We start from the raw sequence: 16,593 nt of genomic DNA, 5'->3' as shown, positions 1-16,593 counted from the left end.
CCATGGCTCGCCTCAACGAACTCCGCCTCATGTCAAGAGTGGCCCAGATGTACCACATCGAGGGGCGACGGCAGGCTGAGATAGCGCAGCATCTTCGCCTGTCGCAGGCCACGGTCTCCCGAATGCTGAAACGTGCCGAGGCCGAGGACATCGTTCGGACCAGCGTCATTCCTCCTGTCGGTACGTACAGTGAGCTTGAGGGCGCTCTCAGGCAGAAGTACGGACTACCCGAAGCCGTCGTCGTCGAATGTAGTGAGGATCGAGACGGCGCGGTCATGGCACGGATTGGGGAAGCGGCTGCCCATCTCCTTGAGGTCACCCTTGCCCCTGGCGAGATCATTGGAGTTTCGAGTTGGAGTCAGACCATCTTCAAGATGGTCGAAAACATTCACCCGCAGAAAAGCGCTCAGGCCAAGTATGTTGTCCAGACGCTCGGGGGCATGGGCGATCCCTCGGTGCAGACACATGCCACTCAGCTGACGACTCGACTGGCGCGTCTGACCGGCGCCGAGCCGAAGCTGCTTCCGGTGCAAGGCGTGACGACCTCGCGAGAGGCCAAGCTGCTCATGCAGGCCGATCCGTTCGTCCGTGAGACGATGGACCTGTTCGGCAGCATCACACTGGCAATTGTCGGAATTGGAGCGGTCGAACCCTCCGAGCTCCTTGCGCGATCGGGCAACATCTTTTCGTCGCGGGAGCTCTCCGACCTGGCTGAAGCGGGAGCCGTTGGCGATATCTCGCTCCGGTTCTTCGACAGGAACGGTAAGGCGGTTAAGACGCCGCTTGACGAGCGCGTTATTGGTATCCCGCTCGAAGACCTCGAACGTGTGGATCGCGTGATTGCCTTAGCCGGTGGGTTTAAGAAGACCGCCGCCATCGCCGGCGCCCTTCGAATTGGGGTCATCGACATGCTTGTCACGGACAAGTTCACCGCCCAACGACTCATTGATCTGTAGATCCGGCATTGGACGACCCAAAATGTCGGCGCCTGCATTGTCTGCCCACGGGCGGGAAGGCGAACTGCACAGCCTCTGCGAGGCTGCAGCAGTGGTCCGCCAGCTCGCAGGCGGTGTCCGCAAAGGTCAATTGATGTCTTCAGGAATGAAGCCGCCTGTCTGACGGTTCCAAAGACGAGCAAACAGGCCATCCTGTGCGACCAGTTCGTCCGGGCTGCCTTCTTCCACGATGCGCCCCTGATCGAGCACGACGATTCGATCCATCCTGGCGATGGTTGAAAGGCGGTGTGCGATGGCAATGACCGTCTTTCCCTCCATCACCAGATTGAGTTTTCCTGGATAGCTGCCTCAGATTCGCTGTCGAGTGCGGAGCTCGTCGAGCACCAGAATGGGCGCGTTCTTCAAGAGGACACGCGCAATGGCGATAGGCTGGCGCTGGCCACCGGAGAGCTTGATGCCGCGGTCGCCGACGAAGGCGTCAAAGCCCTTGCGGCCCTCGCCGTCCGCAAGATCGGCAATGAACGCATCGGCCCTTGCCGTCTTTGCCGCCTGTTCGATCTCGTCCTGCGTCGCCTCTGGCCGGCCGTAGCGGATGTTGTCGCCGACCGAACGGTGCAAAAGCGAGACGTCCTGCGCGATGACCCCGATCGCGCGGCGAAGGCTTGCCTGCGCGACCGCTCGGATGTCCTGTCTGTCGATCAATCGCGCCGTCGCATATGTCGTAGAAGCGCAGCAGCAGGCTAACCAGCGTCGTCTTGCCCGCCCCGGACAAGCCGACGAGACCTACTTTTTCGCCGGGCCGCACCCTCAGCGACAGCCCATCGATCACCGGCTTGCCGGTTTTATAGGCGAAGTGGACATTCTCGAAACGGATCTCCCCACGGTTGACAGTCAGTTCGGCCGCGTCCGGCCCGTCGATGGTGGTGGGCGGCGTTGTCATCACCGGCATGGCGCGCCCGCCTCGCTGTCTTCAGCAGCGAACTGTTTGATCATCTGCATGTTGCTGTAGAGATGCGCCGGCGACCAGGCTGCGCTGCTTGGCGGTGCGGCGCGAGCGTTCGGCAAAGATCGGCGCAAGCCTGACGGCAAGCGCGACGTTGAGGATGATCCAGATGAGGACCGGCAGGGCGAGCTGCCAGGACAACGTGCTGAGCAGGATCATCGAGCCGACCATCTGCAGCAGAAAGCGCGAGATGGACTGGAATGCGGCAATGATCTGCTGCTGTACCGCGGACGACACCTGCGACAGACGCGAGGCAACCTGTCCGGCAAAGAGTTCGTGAAAGAAGGCGAGATCCTGCCGTTCCACCGCCTTGTGACCCTGCCACTGGATGGCGGCCGGCATGCCGACGCCCAGCGTATGCGAGGTGAGGGTGTTTACAAGGAACGAGGCGACCGGCGTGCCCGGAAAGATCAGGAGGCCGAGAAAGGCAAGCAGCGGCCATTCGCTGTGCGGGAAGGCGAGGGCGCCTTGAGCCGTCACGCCGTCGACGATGACCGAAAGCCCCCAGACGATCGTCAGGCTGATGGCCTCGACCACCATCGAGGAAAGCGCCAAGACGATCAGAACGCCGCGGAACATCGAGATGAAGTGCAGAAGGACGGCGAGCGGGCCCTCGGAGGGCACCGGGCGGTAGGGGATGTCGAGCGGCCGGACCAGCGTCTCGAAGGGACGGTCGATCGCATCTGAAATCGACATGGGCCGCTCGGGTCAAAAATCGGGGGAGGGGCTTGGGCACACAGCTACGCAGATTCGCATAGGACCATCTTCCGGCTGCAATCTCAACTAGAAAATTTCAGCAGATGTTCGCAATTGAGGTCGAGAAAAACGGATCTGATATCGTGGGACAGCAAGCGGGCACGCGATCGCACATAAAACGCCAGACCGGCCATGAAGCGTTCGGCGTTTCCACCTTGTTGATCCGAGGGCTTTCTGAACATCCTGCCTCATCACGACGAGAGGGGGCGAGGAGCGGTCATCCAGCATACCTATGCGGCGGCGCATCGGCTTTTACTGCATATCGAGTCGCATAGAAAACGGATCGGGAGAGCCCTCGTGAGAATTAGTAATATAATTCGCCCCGTTGGCGGAACAATCCCGGCTGTTTTCCGTTTCGGCCGCATGAAATCGGAACCAGACGAACCGGCCGTGCTGCAGTATCTGCCGTACGAAACTGACAAAGCTCTTGTTCGGCAGTTGCAATCGCTGCCGACATTTGCCGTGCCTTCAGACACCGACGAGGCTTTCGGCCGGTTCTTGAAGAGACTTGACGCCATTCGCGAACGCCGCGGCGAAGTCACCTCCACAGAGTAGTTCGCAGCTGCGTCCGATTCCATCCAAGGAAATGGACCTGCTCCTCATTCGTCGCGGCATTGTGCCTATGGGGCTGCACCGGCATGATCCAAGTGCCGCACCTGCAGAACCATAGCGACATCAAGGAAGATCAGGGCTGGTCCGACGGAAAGATCGAGAGCTCAGTTTGTTAACAAATGCTGTCGAAACGGAGCCGTGCCGATCAGTTACCATCCAGGCAAAGCTTGGGTGCCGACAAGGCGAGCGAACGCGTCACCTTGTGCGTCGGCACCGAGGCTTCCTTTTCTGCTCGTTGCGTCATACGGTCAGCAGGTTGGCAATCCGCATAACCGCAAGTGCGCTTGCGTCGTTGCGAGCGCCCTCCTTCGTCCCTCGGCACAGGTCCACACGTGATTCTTTTTGGCCTGGAACTCTTTGCCATCTTGCAGAAGCATTAGTTCCCCTTCGGTGATGTGGCAGATCATAGCATTGGGCATGGCGCTGACAGGCAGGTTCGACTGCGGCTGAAACACGAGATCGATGAGCGAGACTGTCTTGTAGCCAGGGATCATCGCAGCCCCCTTGCCGAGCTCCACAGCCCGGACACCCGGCGCCAACTCCTTTCCCTCGTCAGCTCGGTAGGTTTGGGCCCGCGTCGGGCTACCGGCGCCCGCCAGTGCGGCCGCTATGGCGCTAAAGGCGGCGGCGCCACCGTAGACGAAGTGCCGACGATCGACGGATATTTCTTTGCTGTCGATAAACATGAAACCAGCCTCCCTGTTAGGTCGCCTCCGATTGAAGATCTCTGGCGCGCCGCAGAGATCGGGCGGAGATCATCCTGAATCTCGCTCGGCGTTAGACAAGAATGCCGTGCAAACACTAACGGCGGGTGTTTTCAAGCGCCGCTCTGTAAGACGGCACGATCGCAGCTAGGATACTCCTGTCTCCCGCAGCACTCCACAAGTAAGCGGCAGGATGTCGATGTTCCAGGCCTTCTACAGGGCGATCAAAGGTGGACGGAACAAATCCCGGCCGTTTTCCGTTGCCGTCGCACGATATCGGGAAACAGACAAAGAGAGGCAGTCCAGTATCCTGAGATCTTACGATATCGCGTCTTTGCCAAGACCGGTAAACACGCGATCCTGATACGTCTTAGCAGACGATTTCGCGGGTAGGGAGGGCTCGTCATCCGATGTGCGGCAGGCCCTCGTTCCATCTGGAGGAGGACGGGATGTACGAGCGGACGATTGGGTTCTTGGTGGCGGCCGAACTGTCGGCTATGTTCTGGGCCGCTCTCTTTCTCGTGCTCGGTTCCATTTGAAGATCGTTCTGCCGGCCACGGCCAGTAGTCGCGGCCGACGCTGCCCAGCTCGGAAATCAAGGGTGCTCAGCCCTTCTTTGCCTTAGGTGGCATGCACACCCATCTCTCCTAAACCGGGGGCTTCCTTTGGGAAGACAGATCTTGCGGTTGTGTCAAGCAGTGGTTGCGCGGGCGGAATACTGCACCGACGGACTAGTTACGACGAGGGCTCGCCTTCGGATGAGTGGGCTAAGGCGAGCCCTGGCCGTACCTTGTGCCGCTGCTGCCTTCGGAGCTTTGCGACGCTTGGAATACGCAGTACAAATTAAGGGCCGTCCCTGGCTGCACGAGGAGAGCCCTCACCCTTCGCGCGCGCAATGCGCACTTCGGGTCACTCAGAACATGCATTATGCTTGAGGCGGATGATATTGGACCGAAGTCTGAATATTGGCGGGACTTTGGTCCTAGCCGGGCGTTGGTTTACGAAACGTGACTGCCGCTCACATATTGAGATTATGATAAGGGAGGCACAACCTTTTGGGGAGGGCTGAGCGATGAGCGAAATTCCAACCTTCGATGATTTACGCCCAGGGCGCCATGGCAGACAAAGAGCCTGCCGCGGATATATTGTATTTCTTGATCGACCAGGCGCTGGACGAAGCATTGCCGAAGCGAGGCGGCGCGACCTGGCTGTTCCACCGGAGGCGGCATCAGACCAGCATTGAAGAAATGCCCGCGTGTGGCGAGGAAAGCAGTGAAATACTGCTGCAGCGCCAAGCTCGCCAAGGGAAACAAAGCCGCTCGACTACCCTCATTGCCGCCACCGGAAGTCGCTGGTTTTAGCGGCGAAACACCGCCGTCTGATAAGATTGTTTGGTGCCTCGTCAAGCGCACTTCAGGACGCATCTATTTCATTAACCGTCCATGGTGTCTAACGGAACACCTGCTTCTTTCGCTGCTGCGATGAAGCCTGCGCGGGCTTCGTCAGGCTCTCGGATACCGGCTTCGACGTCGGAGCAGATCAGCAACGCGGCCATGAACGCCTTTCCGTCCGACACCGGCCAAGAATTCGTGAGCACCTCGAGCGCCTCGGCTGTGGATGCGATGGTCGAGAGCTGCCCGGTCCTCCTGCAGATGATCATTACGGGGTGATCCCAACGTCTGTTACTCATATCCCGCCCCTCGCCAGAAAAGTAGGTTAACGATGGACCGCCGCGCGATGCAAGTGGGGAATGTCTGGCATCCCTGGCAAGGCGCGGACTATGAAGAGGCCCCAGCCTGATTGCAGCGAATTGCAGCAGCGCTCCTCATCATCTGACATGCACGGGAAGCGAAGCGGCTTTCTGCGCGACGGACGACATCTGGAACAGAATGAAAGGCGTCTGACCTGGTGGTGGGCGTTTGAACTGATGGCCAAGGGTTGCGAGACGACACCGAACGTTACGAAAATGCGATCACTGATGCCTGGGTGTCGGCGAATGCGTCTTCTGGTCGCGATCGCTGCCGCTTATCCGTGATGGAAGTCCCTGGATTGCATATCTGGGAAGGCGCTGCCATTTGGACCCAACAGTGTTCCGGTTGAGGATATCCATCAGTTCAGTGGCATTTTTTTCAGTCAGATCAGTCAGTTGTCTGCATCCTATCATGGCGGGATAACCGGTGACGGTGTCAAATACTGTCCATTTGCCGTCTTGTTCCGTGCGGCAGCCGTATGGCATGTAATGGATGTCGGAAGACATAGAACCTCCTTTCGCTGAAAGGCAGCGAAGCCCACGAAACGGGGCGAACCTTAGAGGTTGCTTCAACATCATAAATTTAGCAAGCGCTTAATTAATAGTCTTGGGGCGCCTGACTCAGCGGGCCAGGACGAAGGGCGTAGCAGCCGCGAACTCATCGAACAGCAGAAGCGCAACGGCGGCAATTTCCTGTTGCGCTAGAGCCCGCGCCGGACATCCATTGGGTGGGTGCGACCAATCGCGGCCAGCTGCGGGGCGTGGCGAACCTGTCGATTCTCTCAGCAAGTTTTCCAAATGTGTCGAGGACCAAGAGCTGTCACGCGTCCATCCTCACTCTGTCGAGGCCAAACGCCCTGCATCGTTGAAAGCAGCCGCCACGCCGCAGGAATTCTCACAACATCGGCGGTTCTGGATCAGGATTGATCTGCTCGATAATGTCCGGCGTGTCGTTTTTCGGTGAGCCTACGGCTTCGCCGATCGGCCACATGGTCATCAGTTCGGAGGGGAACGGTTTCATCAGATCATCAGGCTCCGGCTCCGGCGACAGCCAGCGCTCGTAGTCCTCTGGATGCAGAATGACCGGCATACGGTCGTGGATCGCAGCCATCATTGCATTCGCCGGGCAGGTGATGATGGCGAAGGTCCGAACATCGACGTCGGCCGCATTGCGCCAAGCTTCCCAGATGCCGGCAAGTGCGAAGGGTGCGCCTGACTTCAAGGCGACGGCATACGGTTGCTTGTTCTTGCCCGTGCCCAAGATGTCCTTCCATTCGAAGAAGCCGTCGATTGGAACAAGGCAGCGGCGAGCGCGATAGGCAACCTTGAATTTGCTGGTCCTGGCGATGCCTTCTGAGCGGACATTGACCTGCGGCCGTCCTCCCGGTTTCATCCATCCAGGTATTAAGCCCCACCCGGCGCTGACGAACACTGGTCCCATGACATCCGGTTCGCGCACCATTTCCCTGATGATGATCGGATAGTCGAGCGACGGTGCGCCGTTATACCGCGGGAACTGGTTGGCCAGGCCGAGCACGCCTTTGCGATCGGCAAAAGCAAAGGCATTCATCATGCTTTCGAGGTCGGTTTTGATGAATACGCGTCCGCACATGTCAGGGCCCGCTCGAAATTCTCAAGAGCTCTATTTAACGCGCCATTTTGCCTTTGAGCAACGTCTGACGCTATTCATCTCGCTCGTATGCCAGTGCAACGAGCCCAATGCGATTATTGCAAGACGGCTCCGGCTCATGGCATGACCGTGGTGACAGGGTTGCGCGATTGGACAGGTGCGAGAGTAGGTGCTGACACCCGAATACGGTCCTCATTAGGATGGCCCTGCCCAGGAGATCAAGGGCATTCGATGCGATCTGATTAAAAGACACGCGCAATGTGGTTAGTGGCGTTGCCAGGTGACTGACGATCGGGTTGTCGTTGCAGCCCACCAGCGAGAGGTCATCGGCGACCGAGGGGCCAGGCCTCGACAGGCGGAGAGTCCACCGGTCGCTGTGTTATTCATTGACTGCGAAGATCGCGGTGGCCGCGGCTCGACCCGCATGAGAGTTTCGGCGGCCTCCGATCCGGAATCAATGCCGAATGTCGATGGAACGATGTAGACCGGATCGATTGTTACCCCAGCTTCATTGAGGGCCCGCTTGTAGTCCTCGACGCTACCGCGGGAACCGGAGGCCTACGACGGTCCCCCAACAACACCGATACGGCGATGCCCAAGATCAAGGAGATGCCGGGTCGCCTGATAGCCGCCGAGCTGTCGTCGCCGACAGAGGACAGACTTCGGCCAACTGGGCGGAGTGCTACTGAGTATCGAGACCGAAATTAAGGGTGCAACAGTGCGGTGCCTTAAGGTCTCATCGGTCTGGAAGGCCAAGCTTCGAGCGGAGTTCGTCGATCCGTTTCGAGGCTTCCGCTTTCGTCAGTTTCACCGAGAAAAGCTCCGGGGCGTTCGCCTGCTCGGACAACGTCTTCAGATAGGATTGCTGGGCTCCTGTCATAGGCTCGTCGCCACTGACCCAGTCTTCAGGATCCTTTTCCAGGTTCGAATTGGTCGTATTTGCCGTCTTAGTCATCGCTTGACCTCCTCGCTTGCGTTTATGAAACGGCCCAAGGTTCCGTAGGTTCCGAGTTAGGAGATCGGTATCCGGCAACCCGTTGGAGGTCGAGCGCGCGGGCAGGTTGACAGGCATGCGTCCCAAAGCTGCGAATGCAAGCTTCCTGGCGACCGGCAATTGAACTCTATCCCGCTTGTGCAATTTTTATTTGATCCAAGCAGTCGTTGCAATGCCGGTCGGCGTCCCCATATAAGGGCGAGGGTGGCATGTTGGAACGGGCGCCATCTTTTCGGATCGGTTTTTCGAAGCCCCGACAGGAGGACGGTAATGTCGTCCCCTAAACTTTCCAGTCATCTTACGACCGCCACTATGAGCACGATGGATCGTGTCCTCGCGAAAGCCGGCGTTTATGAACTTCGCCCAATCGAGGACCTCCCGGTCATTCTGAGCGCGACGAAGTTTCTCATCGGCCATGTGCTGAACACGAGCGTCGGCGAGGCCGGGTTGCTGTTTGCGCTTCTCAACCGCAGGGAGCAAGCCACCGTGCCGGTCATACGTGGTCTGAAGCCTTCGATGAATGGGGGGCGCGGGAGCTCAAGTGCAATGCCTGCCCCCGCATCCCCGGCTGCTCGTTCCGATCAAGTATCAACACAATCAAAACCTGATGGAGAGAAGTGATAATGCCCCTCAGCTTCCCAAATAAAAGTCGCAGTTTCGACGAAAATCGTAAGGGGGTCCGCTTCTTGGGCTACGATGGAATGTTCGAAGTCCGATTTCTGATCGAAGCGACCGCTCTGCGGTCCACGGACCAACCTAGTCGATCCGAGATTGAGTGCCTCGATGCGTTCGACGCAGAGCGGCCATCGATTCTGGAGGCCGCATCCAAAGCCTATAGCCGTAGCCGCAGAAACAATTACACACTGACGGCAGAGGACATCCGTCGATAACCTAGATCTATATGCGGTCAATGTCCCGCAAGGACGGGTGTGTTCGTGAACCTTAGATAAGCCCTGGAGACAGCGTATGTCAGTCAATAGAAAAGATCTGGGTGTAGTAGCTCGCGCCGCAACGGCACTTCCAGAGGCGGCTGATATCGAGTCGGCCGTTTACGACGCCTTGGCATGTGCCGCCGATATCGATCCGACCTATATTTTCGTATCGGCTCACGGAGCCGAGATCACTCTTTCCGGCTGGGTCTCCGGCCGCGCCGAGATTTCCAGGGCCGTGGAGGTTACTCAGCAAACCAAGGGCGTGCAAAAAGTCCGCAATGAATTATCGCAAACTTTGTGACCGCCGTCTTCACCATGACGGCGTGACTTTTCGAAAAAGCAGTTACGGCGCCGAAGTTAGTCGCCGAAGGATCGTCGTCGGTTTCACGGTAACATATACTGCTGCTACCAAGGGACGCGCCAAAGAGCGACGGTATCATGAATACTGCATCATATTTGACTGCGAATTCCTTTGCCTCAGCGCCTGACGTGCACGGGCGTCAGGAACGCGCACGATTGTGAACGGGCTCGGCCTCGTCTCGGCCTCAGTCTCTCGAGCAGCTCCACCCCATCAGTGCCTTACAGCCGCGTCTGAGCCGATATGCGCCTGCGTGCGCGGCGACGACTAAGCCCGTAGCTCAGGTAGATAGATTGCCGATTCCGATTCCAAAGGTTGAAGGGTTCGAAGCATGACCAACGCTTCGTCTGTTTTTAGTCTGCATCGCCACATAATTGCGGACTGGATACAGTTAAGCGTGGACTGTGGACACCATTGGCGTGGATTCAGAAATTCCTTATTGGGCGACAACCCTTTATCGCAGGCTTTCCGGCATTTTCGCCTCCTGGCCACCCTCGACGGCCGCGACGTGAAGGCGGGCTATAATGTACCGCGGTGAAGAGCGGTAGCTTCGACGCGCTGGACTGCGGCGCGAACCCGGAGAGCGGGACCGAGTTTGACGACGGACGGCCGATGGCTTATTCTCGTATTACAAACGGAGTGAAAAGACGTGTCAAATCGAGAGCTTTCGGATCCGATCACCATGCGCCTTCCAACCGACGTCCTTGCGGAGATGGAAGAGATCGCGGCAATTTGCGGCCGCACCCGGAGTTGGGTGTTCGTCCGGGCGCTGAAATCGTATCTCGCCGCCGAAGGAAGGGAGATCATCGAAATCGACCGCGCCCGGCGAGACGTCGAGGCTGGCAACGGACATGATCTCGACGACGTCATCGACGAGCTTGAGGGCATCGTCAAAGGCGCGGCGGCGTGAAGGTCACGGTCTCTCCCGACGCACGAGAATACATCACGACAGAAGGCAGATATCTCAGGGCGCGGCATCCAGGAGCGGCACGGCAGTTCCTCGACGATGTGAAGAAGCTCCGTCAGGCGCTGTCTCAATTCCCGGAAATGGGCAGACAGACCGACGAGATGCCCGCTCCGGGCGTCCTGCGCTTCGTAATGGGTTCTTACCTTGTCGACTATGAGGTCGGCGAGGACGAGGTCGTCATCCTCAAGATGAGGCACGGGCGGCAACGCCCGCCAAGCGTCGAGATCGAAGACGACTTCGACTACGAGGACGACGCCTCTCGTCGTTTCGACGGTCCCTGAACATGCGTTCAGAGACGTTCCCGCCAGGCGTCGAGCCTTCACGGTCGTTCGTTGAAATTGATCGGGATCCACAGCCAGGAGACGTCCCTCGCGTCCGTCGGTACGAGGAAGGATTCGCCGAGATTGCTGCATGGAGTTCGCGCTGTTCCAATCATTGATTCGACCGGGCACCTTGGCCTGAAGGCGGAGGGTAAGATCGACGTCGATCTGAGAATCCGAGAACCACCGCGAATCCTTATATGAGCGACCGCGGATCTTGACGCGAAAGCGTCAATGCGGCAACTTTCGCGATAATTGGATTCGCCACAGTACCATTTGAAGTTATCGCATCGTTCATTCCGATCGCGCTGCCACATGCTGTATCGGGCGCTGCGCAGAGGAGTGCGAGATGGCTGAGCGTTGGCTGGGAGTCCATGTGTCGGGCGATGCGGTGACCATCGTGTGCGCCGACGTCGAGAAGACTGGGCCGATCACCATCGTCGCCGATGAAACGTGGAAATTGCAGGGCGGTGACCGCTCGAAGGCATTTCGGACGATGTACACGCGGCTTGCCGACTACGCCACCGAACAGAAGATCGCCCAGGTGGTGATCAAGGAAAGCGCGATCAGTCTGGAGAAAGCCCATTTGCAGGCTGCCGAACTGCGTGGCGTCGCCACCTGCGCCCTCGCTTCGGCCTGCGACGTCAAGCAGGTGTCCAAGGCGGCCATCAGCCGGAACTTCGGCGAGCGGAAAGCCGACGATTACATCAAGGACGACGGCTTCTGGAAGGACAATCTGACGGGAGCGCCCATGCGGAGCGGCAGCCGCGAAGCCGCCATGCTCATTCTCGCGAGCCGCTGATGGCAGACCTTCTTTCCAGCCTCAAGATCACTGACAAGCTTGGCAACGGACACTTCGGGGAGGTCTTCCGGGGCAGCGATGACGTACGTCCGCAGTTAGCGGTGAAAGTGATTCGTTCGAAGGCGAATGACACCCCGGAGCGGTGGGAGCAACGCAAGGCCAATCTCATCAAAGAGGGATCTAACCTTCAAAAGGCAGCGCATGAACATGTCGTCCAGGTTCACTACATCAACAAGGCCCCGACCGAAGACGCCATCTATCTCGCGATGGAACTCTGCGAAGGCGGCTCGCTGCAGGGTCAGTACGATGCCGGGCCGATGACGTCCGGCGAGGTTCACAAGATCGCTACGCATGTATGCCACGGCCTCGGATCACTGCATCACCGGGACATGCTTCATCGAGATCTGAAGCCAGGCAACATACTCGTCGACAAGAAGGGTACGGTGAAGCTCGGAGACTTCGGGCTTGTGACGGACGACCTTCTTCTCCGGTACCCGCCCTGACACCTTCGAGCACACGATCTTTCTGAAAAGTTGATTTGACAACCCGCCATTATCGCGCTTAGGTTGTTTTAGGCTTGTCTTACATTTGTGCCATTTTAAACGAGAAACATCCAAGGTGGAGTCATGCGCCCGTTGCTTGCATCGGTAGCGTTGTTTTTTGCGGCGACAATGGCCGCCGCAGGTGATCCCTTGTTCGATGCCGTTGCAACGGGAGACACCGCCGCCGTCGAGCGGGCTCTGGCTGCGGGTGCCGATGTCGACAGTCGGGCACGAGACCAGGCGACGCCTCTCATCAACGCCGCCCTCGCAGATAAGCTCGCCATAGCCGAACTGCTGATCCGCAAAGACGCCGACGTCATGGCTCGCAATTCTGGCGACTTTACGCCGCTTCATGCTGCGGCCTTTTCCGGCAGCTTGCCGATCAGCAAGCTGCTGCTCGACCACGGTGCGACGCTTGACGACGCGGCCAATAAGGCGGGGGTGACGGCGCTGATGGTGGCCGGTGAGGAAAACCACGCAGCCCTCGCCGAGTTTCTGCTCGCCAAGGGGGCCGATGTCGGTCACGCGGAGGTTCACGGCTACACGCCGGTCGCGCGGGCATTCTGGAAGGGCAACACGGACATCGTCCGGCTGTTCAAGCGGCACGGCGCGACGTGCCCTCCGGCCAGCCTCATCGGCGACCAGGGTTACGCGAAATGCATGGAAATCCACGATTGAACAGGAGGTTCAGATGGATGTACTGACCAGAAGCAGCGCACGAGGCATTGGACGCTCTGTGGCGAGGACCGTCCTGGCAGTGGCAGCGGTTGTCGGTGGGTCGCCTGCCTTCGCCGATGACTCGGTGAACACGGGTTACTTCGGCGGTGTGGCGATCATGGGATACGACACGGTCGCCTACTTCACCGCAGGCAAGGCGACGAAGGGATCAGAGAAATTCTCCTACGAATGGCTGGGGACGCCGTGGCATTTCGCCAACGCCGAACACCGCGACATGTTCATAAGTGAGCCTCTCAAATACGCGCCTCAGTATGGCGGCTACTGCGCGGGCGAGGTGATCAATGGGTCGGTCACGGTCAACATCGATCCGGAAGCCTTCAAGATCATCGACGGCAAGCTTTACCTTATCTACGACAAGAAGCATGCGGAGGGGTTCGCCGCCCACGCGGAAGACGCCGTGGCGAGGGCAAACGGCAATTGGCCGAAGGTCGCGGCCGATCTCGAAATGGATCAGTATCACTGACAGAAGATCGACCAAGGTCTTCTATTTCACGGGCGAGAAATAGAAGACCTTGGTCGAGTTCACATAGGCATAGCTGGTCTCGTCGTCCGAGTTGGCACGTCTGTAGACCGGGCCGCAATCTGCTTGACCGAATGCATTCTCGCTTTGCTCGCAGAGCATGTCTCCATTGATGGAAACCGTTTCGGTCATCAACTGCGTCGACGAGCGGAATGCCGCGTTGCCATCGAGGCCGATTTGCATGAGTGCCTGGCTTCCTGAGGGCTCGGTCTTGCCCCGCAGCAGTTTGCCTATGACGGTGCTTGCGATTTCGTCCCCGTGCAGCCGGTTACGCTCGTCGCCTTTGAAACCGAACGGCCACTCCGGCAGGCCGGCCTCGCGCAAGCCATCGAGGATAAACGCAAGATCCTGCTTGCGGAAGTGGGCGTAGCTGAGCCGCCAGCCTGCCAGGCAATCGCGCCCGGCCTGAAGGCGGATTCCCTCGGCGACAGCCGCGCGGGCGTCATCAAGGCGGCCGCCACGGACATAGGCCATGGCAAGAGGGGTAACGAACTCGCCGTTTCCCGGCGAACCATCTCGGGCGCGTTCGAAATTGTCGATGGCCTTCGCGTAGTCGCGCAGCAGATAAAAAACCAGACCAGCAGTGTATCGGTCGATGGCGGAGAGGTTCGGATCGTGCTGGAGCGCCGTCTCGACGGCCGCAGCGGCTCCGTCATGCTTACCGGAGACCAGTTGAACGTATGCGAGCGCCATATAAGCCTCGGCATCGGCGGATCCAAGGGACACCGCCTTCTGCGCCGAAATGATTGCCTGTTCGTAACGGCGGTCCACGACCTGCATGACGGCAAGGACAGCGTACGGTGATGGAAGTTCGGGGTCAAGAGCCAGCGCGCGACTTGCCTTGTCGTAGGCCCTTTTTCGCGCCGGCGCGCTCTGTAGAACGTCGTCGTAGGCGCTCCGCCAGACATAGGCGGTAGCGTGCGCGTCCGCCGCGAAGGCCGCCGCAAAACCGGGGTCGAGGGCCTGCGCCTTGTCGAAGAGCGCCAGCGCCTCGAGCAGCCGGGAACGGCGGCCGGTCCGCGTCGCCTGCTCGGCACGCAGGTAGTAGTCGTATGCTTCGAGATTTGCTGTCGGCGGCCGGGCAATCCGCTCGGCCTCGGACGGAGTGAGTTTCAGGCCGAGCGCTTCGGCGATCTGCCGGCTGATCTCGTCCTGCACGGCAAACACGTCCGCCCCGCCGCGGGCAAATCGGTTGGCCCACAGATTGTCGCCGCTTGCCGCATCGATCAGTTGCGCGTTGACGCGGATTTGACCGTCGGTCCGCCGCACGCTGCCCTCAACGACAAACTGGACACCGAGATCGCGTTTGATGTCTGCCAGAACGCGGGGCTTGCCTTTGTAGGCAAACACCGAATTCTGGGAGATGACGTCAAGGTCCGAAAGCTTGGCAAGATCGGTGATCAGATCGTCGGTGATTCCATCGGTGAAATAATCCTGGCGGGGGTCGCCGCTCAAATTGGCGAAAGGAAGTACCGCGATCGATGGACGTTGCGGCGCAAACGGCCATTGCCATGCCAGCACAATCGCGGTGATCGCGATCAGCAGCGCTGCGAGCGTTACCAAGACGATAGCCCGCCGTCCGGCCCGGCGGACGGGGGCGGCGACAATCTTGCCCGCCTCGGAGGGATCGAGCAGAACGCGATACACGCGAACCGGATCGGCTATGTTCTTCAGGTGCTGCTCACCGAGGGCTGAAAACCCGACGTCGGCCTTGTGCGCGGCGTGATCGAACGCAGTGCCGGATATGCAAATTCCCCCTGGCGGGGCGATACCCTGCAGGCGCGCGGCGATGTTGACGCCCTCGCCATAGATGTCATCCCCTTCGACAATGATGTCGCCGAGATTGACGCCGACCCGGAACTGAATTCGCTTTGTCTCGGATAGGCCTTGGTCGCGGCCTGCCATTTCCCGCTGGATCACTGCGGCACACCGGACGGCGTCTACGACGCTCGCGAACTCAACCAGCGTACCATCGCCCATGAGCTTGATGATGCGGCCGTGGAACTCCTTTATGGCGGGATCGACCAACTCCCGGCGGCAGGCTTTCAAGCGATCCAGCGTGCCGCCCTCATCCTCCCCCATGAGGAGACTATAGCCGACCACATCGGCAGAAAGTATCGCGGTGAGCCGCCTCTCCATATCTCCGCCCCCCTTTCGAGGTCGTAAGAGAGCTGTTTATCAACCACGTCGAAGGCGCACAGGCGTTGCCGATCTCGTACGGCTTGCAGCCCGCGGCTGCATCATAGGCAGGCAGCCGAACCGCCAGCTCCTCAGAAGTGCAACAAGAGGAGAAAAAACGTCGATCTCCGGCTCCGCGACCAACACACTGGCTTTCCTGGTGTTGGATGCCGAGGACGCGGGTATACCATCATGACCGCTCCCTATTCCAGGATCGCTTCGAGTGTAAGACAAGGCGGCTGCCGAGGACATTATACGCTTGGATAGTTTTCATACCCGATGGTTGTTGAGGGTGCCTGCTTCAACTGCCCGACGCGCCTAAAGCGACGGTGAGATTTGCCGATCCATGAACATGTCACTCGCTGAGCGGAAGCTCAGCCGTCCTACAAGCCCTCTCGGTGGCGTCTGCCGCATTTTTCTACGAGAGCCTTTTGGAGGACATCCACGAAATCGTCCGGCAGATCGATGAAACCGGCCGAAACTTCATCAGGAGCAAGCCTATCGACCTCGACAATGTCGACATGCGCGACATGTGGGACCTCGTTCTGACGGTCAATATCGATCGAAGCAACGACGATCATCCGCGACCACCACAGCGACGTCCCCCTTGTACGCGCGCTTGAATGCGATGGCGCAGGGCATTGGCTCTATTCCCGCGAAAACGGCAATCTGGACGATTCCCATGTCTTGACTCTCATTTCACGAGAACATAATAAGAACATAAGGCGTTGCGGCCGCCATCGCCATACCTTTTGAAACCGGAGAACGGATATGCTCCTACATCCGAACGATAGGCCGCGTCCTTTCGCAAGAGGCGGTCGAGATTGACGC

Annotated in this window: 19 protein-coding genes and 2 pseudogenes; 12 read left to right on the top strand and 9 right to left on the bottom strand. The window is 59.0% G+C overall.

The window, feature by feature from the left end; translation table 11 throughout:
* The first annotated feature begins 2 nt into the window (after positions 1 to 2).
* Complete coding sequence (locus A3C3_RS0100310) at positions 3 to 956, top strand: sugar-binding transcriptional regulator (protein ID WP_022712627.1); 954 nt, start codon at positions 3 to 5, stop codon at positions 954 to 956.
* A gap of 126 nt (positions 957 to 1,082) precedes the next feature.
* Here the strand turns inward: A3C3_RS0100310 and A3C3_RS41005 are convergent.
* A pseudogene (locus A3C3_RS41005) lies at positions 1,083 to 2,655 on the bottom strand (ABC transporter ATP-binding protein).
* Between the two features lie 357 nt (positions 2,656 to 3,012).
* On the opposite strand from A3C3_RS41005, the gene A3C3_RS0100300 reads away from it, so the two are divergent.
* Positions 3,013 to 3,270 (top strand): hypothetical protein, encoded by a 258-nt coding sequence (locus A3C3_RS0100300; RefSeq protein ID WP_145611659.1) that lies wholly within the window; start codon positions 3,013 to 3,015, stop codon positions 3,268 to 3,270.
* Positions 3,271 to 3,575: 305 nt separating this feature from the next.
* Here the strand turns inward: A3C3_RS0100300 and A3C3_RS41000 are convergent, their stop codons facing one another.
* A complete protein-coding gene (locus A3C3_RS41000; protein ID WP_145611654.1) occupies positions 3,576 to 4,013 on the bottom strand; it encodes a hypothetical protein in 438 nt (145 codons plus the stop codon).
* 1,133 nt (positions 4,014 to 5,146) lie between these two features.
* On the opposite strand from A3C3_RS41000, the gene A3C3_RS0100285 reads away from it, so the two are divergent.
* Positions 5,147 to 5,392: a hypothetical protein gene (locus A3C3_RS0100285; RefSeq protein ID WP_156890766.1), complete on the top strand. Its 246-nt coding sequence runs from the start codon at positions 5,147 to 5,149 to the stop codon at positions 5,390 to 5,392.
* A 71-nt stretch (positions 5,393 to 5,463) separates the two neighbouring features.
* Here the strand turns inward: A3C3_RS0100285 and A3C3_RS0100280 are convergent, their stop codons facing one another.
* From A3C3_RS0100280 to A3C3_RS0100260, 5 genes and pseudogenes are all read right to left on the bottom strand, one after another.
* Positions 5,464 to 5,721: a DUF982 domain-containing protein gene (locus A3C3_RS0100280; protein WP_022712622.1), complete on the bottom strand. Its 258-nt coding sequence runs from the start codon at positions 5,719 to 5,721 to the stop codon at positions 5,464 to 5,466.
* A 282-nt stretch (positions 5,722 to 6,003) separates the two neighbouring features.
* Positions 6,004 to 6,288, bottom strand: a complete 285-nt coding sequence (locus A3C3_RS37335) for a hypothetical protein (protein WP_033419532.1) — start codon at positions 6,286 to 6,288, stop codon at positions 6,004 to 6,006.
* A 388-nt stretch (positions 6,289 to 6,676) separates the two neighbouring features.
* Complete coding sequence (locus A3C3_RS0100270) at positions 6,677 to 7,393, bottom strand: SOS response-associated peptidase (RefSeq protein WP_022712620.1); 717 nt, start codon at positions 7,391 to 7,393, stop codon at positions 6,677 to 6,679.
* Positions 7,394 to 7,527: 134 nt separating this feature from the next.
* Positions 7,528 to 8,103 (bottom strand): annotated as a pseudogene (locus A3C3_RS44905) (substrate-binding domain-containing protein); the annotation flags it as partial.
* Positions 8,104 to 8,147: 44 nt separating this feature from the next.
* Positions 8,148 to 8,366, bottom strand: coding sequence for a DUF3072 domain-containing protein (locus A3C3_RS0100260; RefSeq protein ID WP_028739260.1), 219 nt, complete (start codon positions 8,364 to 8,366; stop codon positions 8,148 to 8,150).
* A gap of 351 nt (positions 8,367 to 8,717) precedes the next feature.
* Between A3C3_RS0100260 and A3C3_RS0100255 the strand changes: the two genes are divergently transcribed.
* From A3C3_RS0100255 to A3C3_RS0100215, 9 genes are all read left to right on the top strand, one after another.
* Positions 8,718 to 9,026, top strand: a complete 309-nt coding sequence (locus A3C3_RS0100255; RefSeq protein ID WP_156890765.1) for a hypothetical protein — start codon at positions 8,718 to 8,720, stop codon at positions 9,024 to 9,026.
* A gap of 2 nt (positions 9,027 to 9,028) precedes the next feature.
* Positions 9,029 to 9,295, top strand: a complete 267-nt coding sequence (locus A3C3_RS0100250; protein WP_022712617.1) for a DUF1488 family protein — start codon at positions 9,029 to 9,031, stop codon at positions 9,293 to 9,295.
* Positions 9,296 to 9,371: 76 nt separating this feature from the next.
* On the top strand, positions 9,372 to 9,638 hold the full coding sequence (locus tag A3C3_RS0100245) for a BON domain-containing protein (RefSeq protein ID WP_022712616.1): 267 nt from the start codon (positions 9,372 to 9,374) through the stop codon (positions 9,636 to 9,638).
* 739 nt (positions 9,639 to 10,377) lie between these two features.
* On the top strand, positions 10,378 to 10,605 hold the full coding sequence (locus A3C3_RS0100240) for a CopG family ribbon-helix-helix protein (protein ID WP_028739259.1): 228 nt from the start codon (positions 10,378 to 10,380) through the stop codon (positions 10,603 to 10,605).
* Positions 10,602 to 10,943, top strand: a complete 342-nt coding sequence (locus A3C3_RS0100235) for a type II toxin-antitoxin system RelE/ParE family toxin (protein WP_022712614.1) — start codon at positions 10,602 to 10,604, stop codon at positions 10,941 to 10,943. The genes A3C3_RS0100240 and A3C3_RS0100235 overlap by 4 nt, the downstream gene beginning before the upstream one ends.
* Positions 10,944 to 11,331: 388 nt before the next feature.
* On the top strand, positions 11,332 to 11,784 hold the full coding sequence (locus A3C3_RS0100230; RefSeq protein ID WP_022712613.1) for a hypothetical protein: 453 nt from the start codon (positions 11,332 to 11,334) through the stop codon (positions 11,782 to 11,784).
* Positions 11,784 to 12,287, top strand: coding sequence for a protein kinase domain-containing protein (locus tag A3C3_RS37330; RefSeq protein WP_022712612.1), 504 nt, complete (start codon positions 11,784 to 11,786; stop codon positions 12,285 to 12,287). Before A3C3_RS0100230 ends, A3C3_RS37330 begins: the two co-directional genes overlap by 1 nt.
* Before the next feature lie 123 nt (positions 12,288 to 12,410).
* Positions 12,411 to 13,004 carry an ankyrin repeat domain-containing protein gene (locus A3C3_RS0100220; RefSeq protein WP_022712611.1) on the top strand — a complete coding sequence of 198 codons (594 nt, stop codon included), beginning with the start codon at positions 12,411 to 12,413 and terminating at the stop codon, positions 13,002 to 13,004.
* Positions 13,005 to 13,017: 13 nt separating this feature from the next.
* On the top strand, positions 13,018 to 13,527 hold the full coding sequence (locus A3C3_RS0100215) for a YHS domain-containing (seleno)protein (protein WP_022712610.1): 510 nt from the start codon (positions 13,018 to 13,020) through the stop codon (positions 13,525 to 13,527).
* 21 nt (positions 13,528 to 13,548) lie between these two features.
* Here the strand turns inward: A3C3_RS0100215 and A3C3_RS0100210 are convergent, their stop codons facing one another.
* Both A3C3_RS0100210 and A3C3_RS0100205 read right to left on the bottom strand, forming a co-directional pair.
* On the bottom strand, positions 13,549 to 15,723 hold the full coding sequence (locus tag A3C3_RS0100210) for an adenylate/guanylate cyclase domain-containing protein (RefSeq protein ID WP_022712609.1): 2,175 nt from the start codon (positions 15,721 to 15,723) through the stop codon (positions 13,549 to 13,551).
* Between the two features lie 422 nt (positions 15,724 to 16,145).
* A complete protein-coding gene (locus A3C3_RS0100205; RefSeq protein ID WP_022712608.1) occupies positions 16,146 to 16,343 on the bottom strand; it encodes a hypothetical protein in 198 nt (65 codons plus the stop codon).
* Positions 16,344 to 16,593 lie beyond the last annotated feature (250 nt).

The sequence above is a fragment of the Rhizobium mongolense USDA 1844 genome, from assembly GCF_000419765.1.
In the GTDB taxonomy this organism is placed as follows: Bacteria; Pseudomonadota; Alphaproteobacteria; order Rhizobiales; family Rhizobiaceae; genus Rhizobium; species Rhizobium mongolense.
Note: the sequence above shows the minus strand (reverse complement) of the source record. Positions and strands in the feature narration are given on the sequence as shown.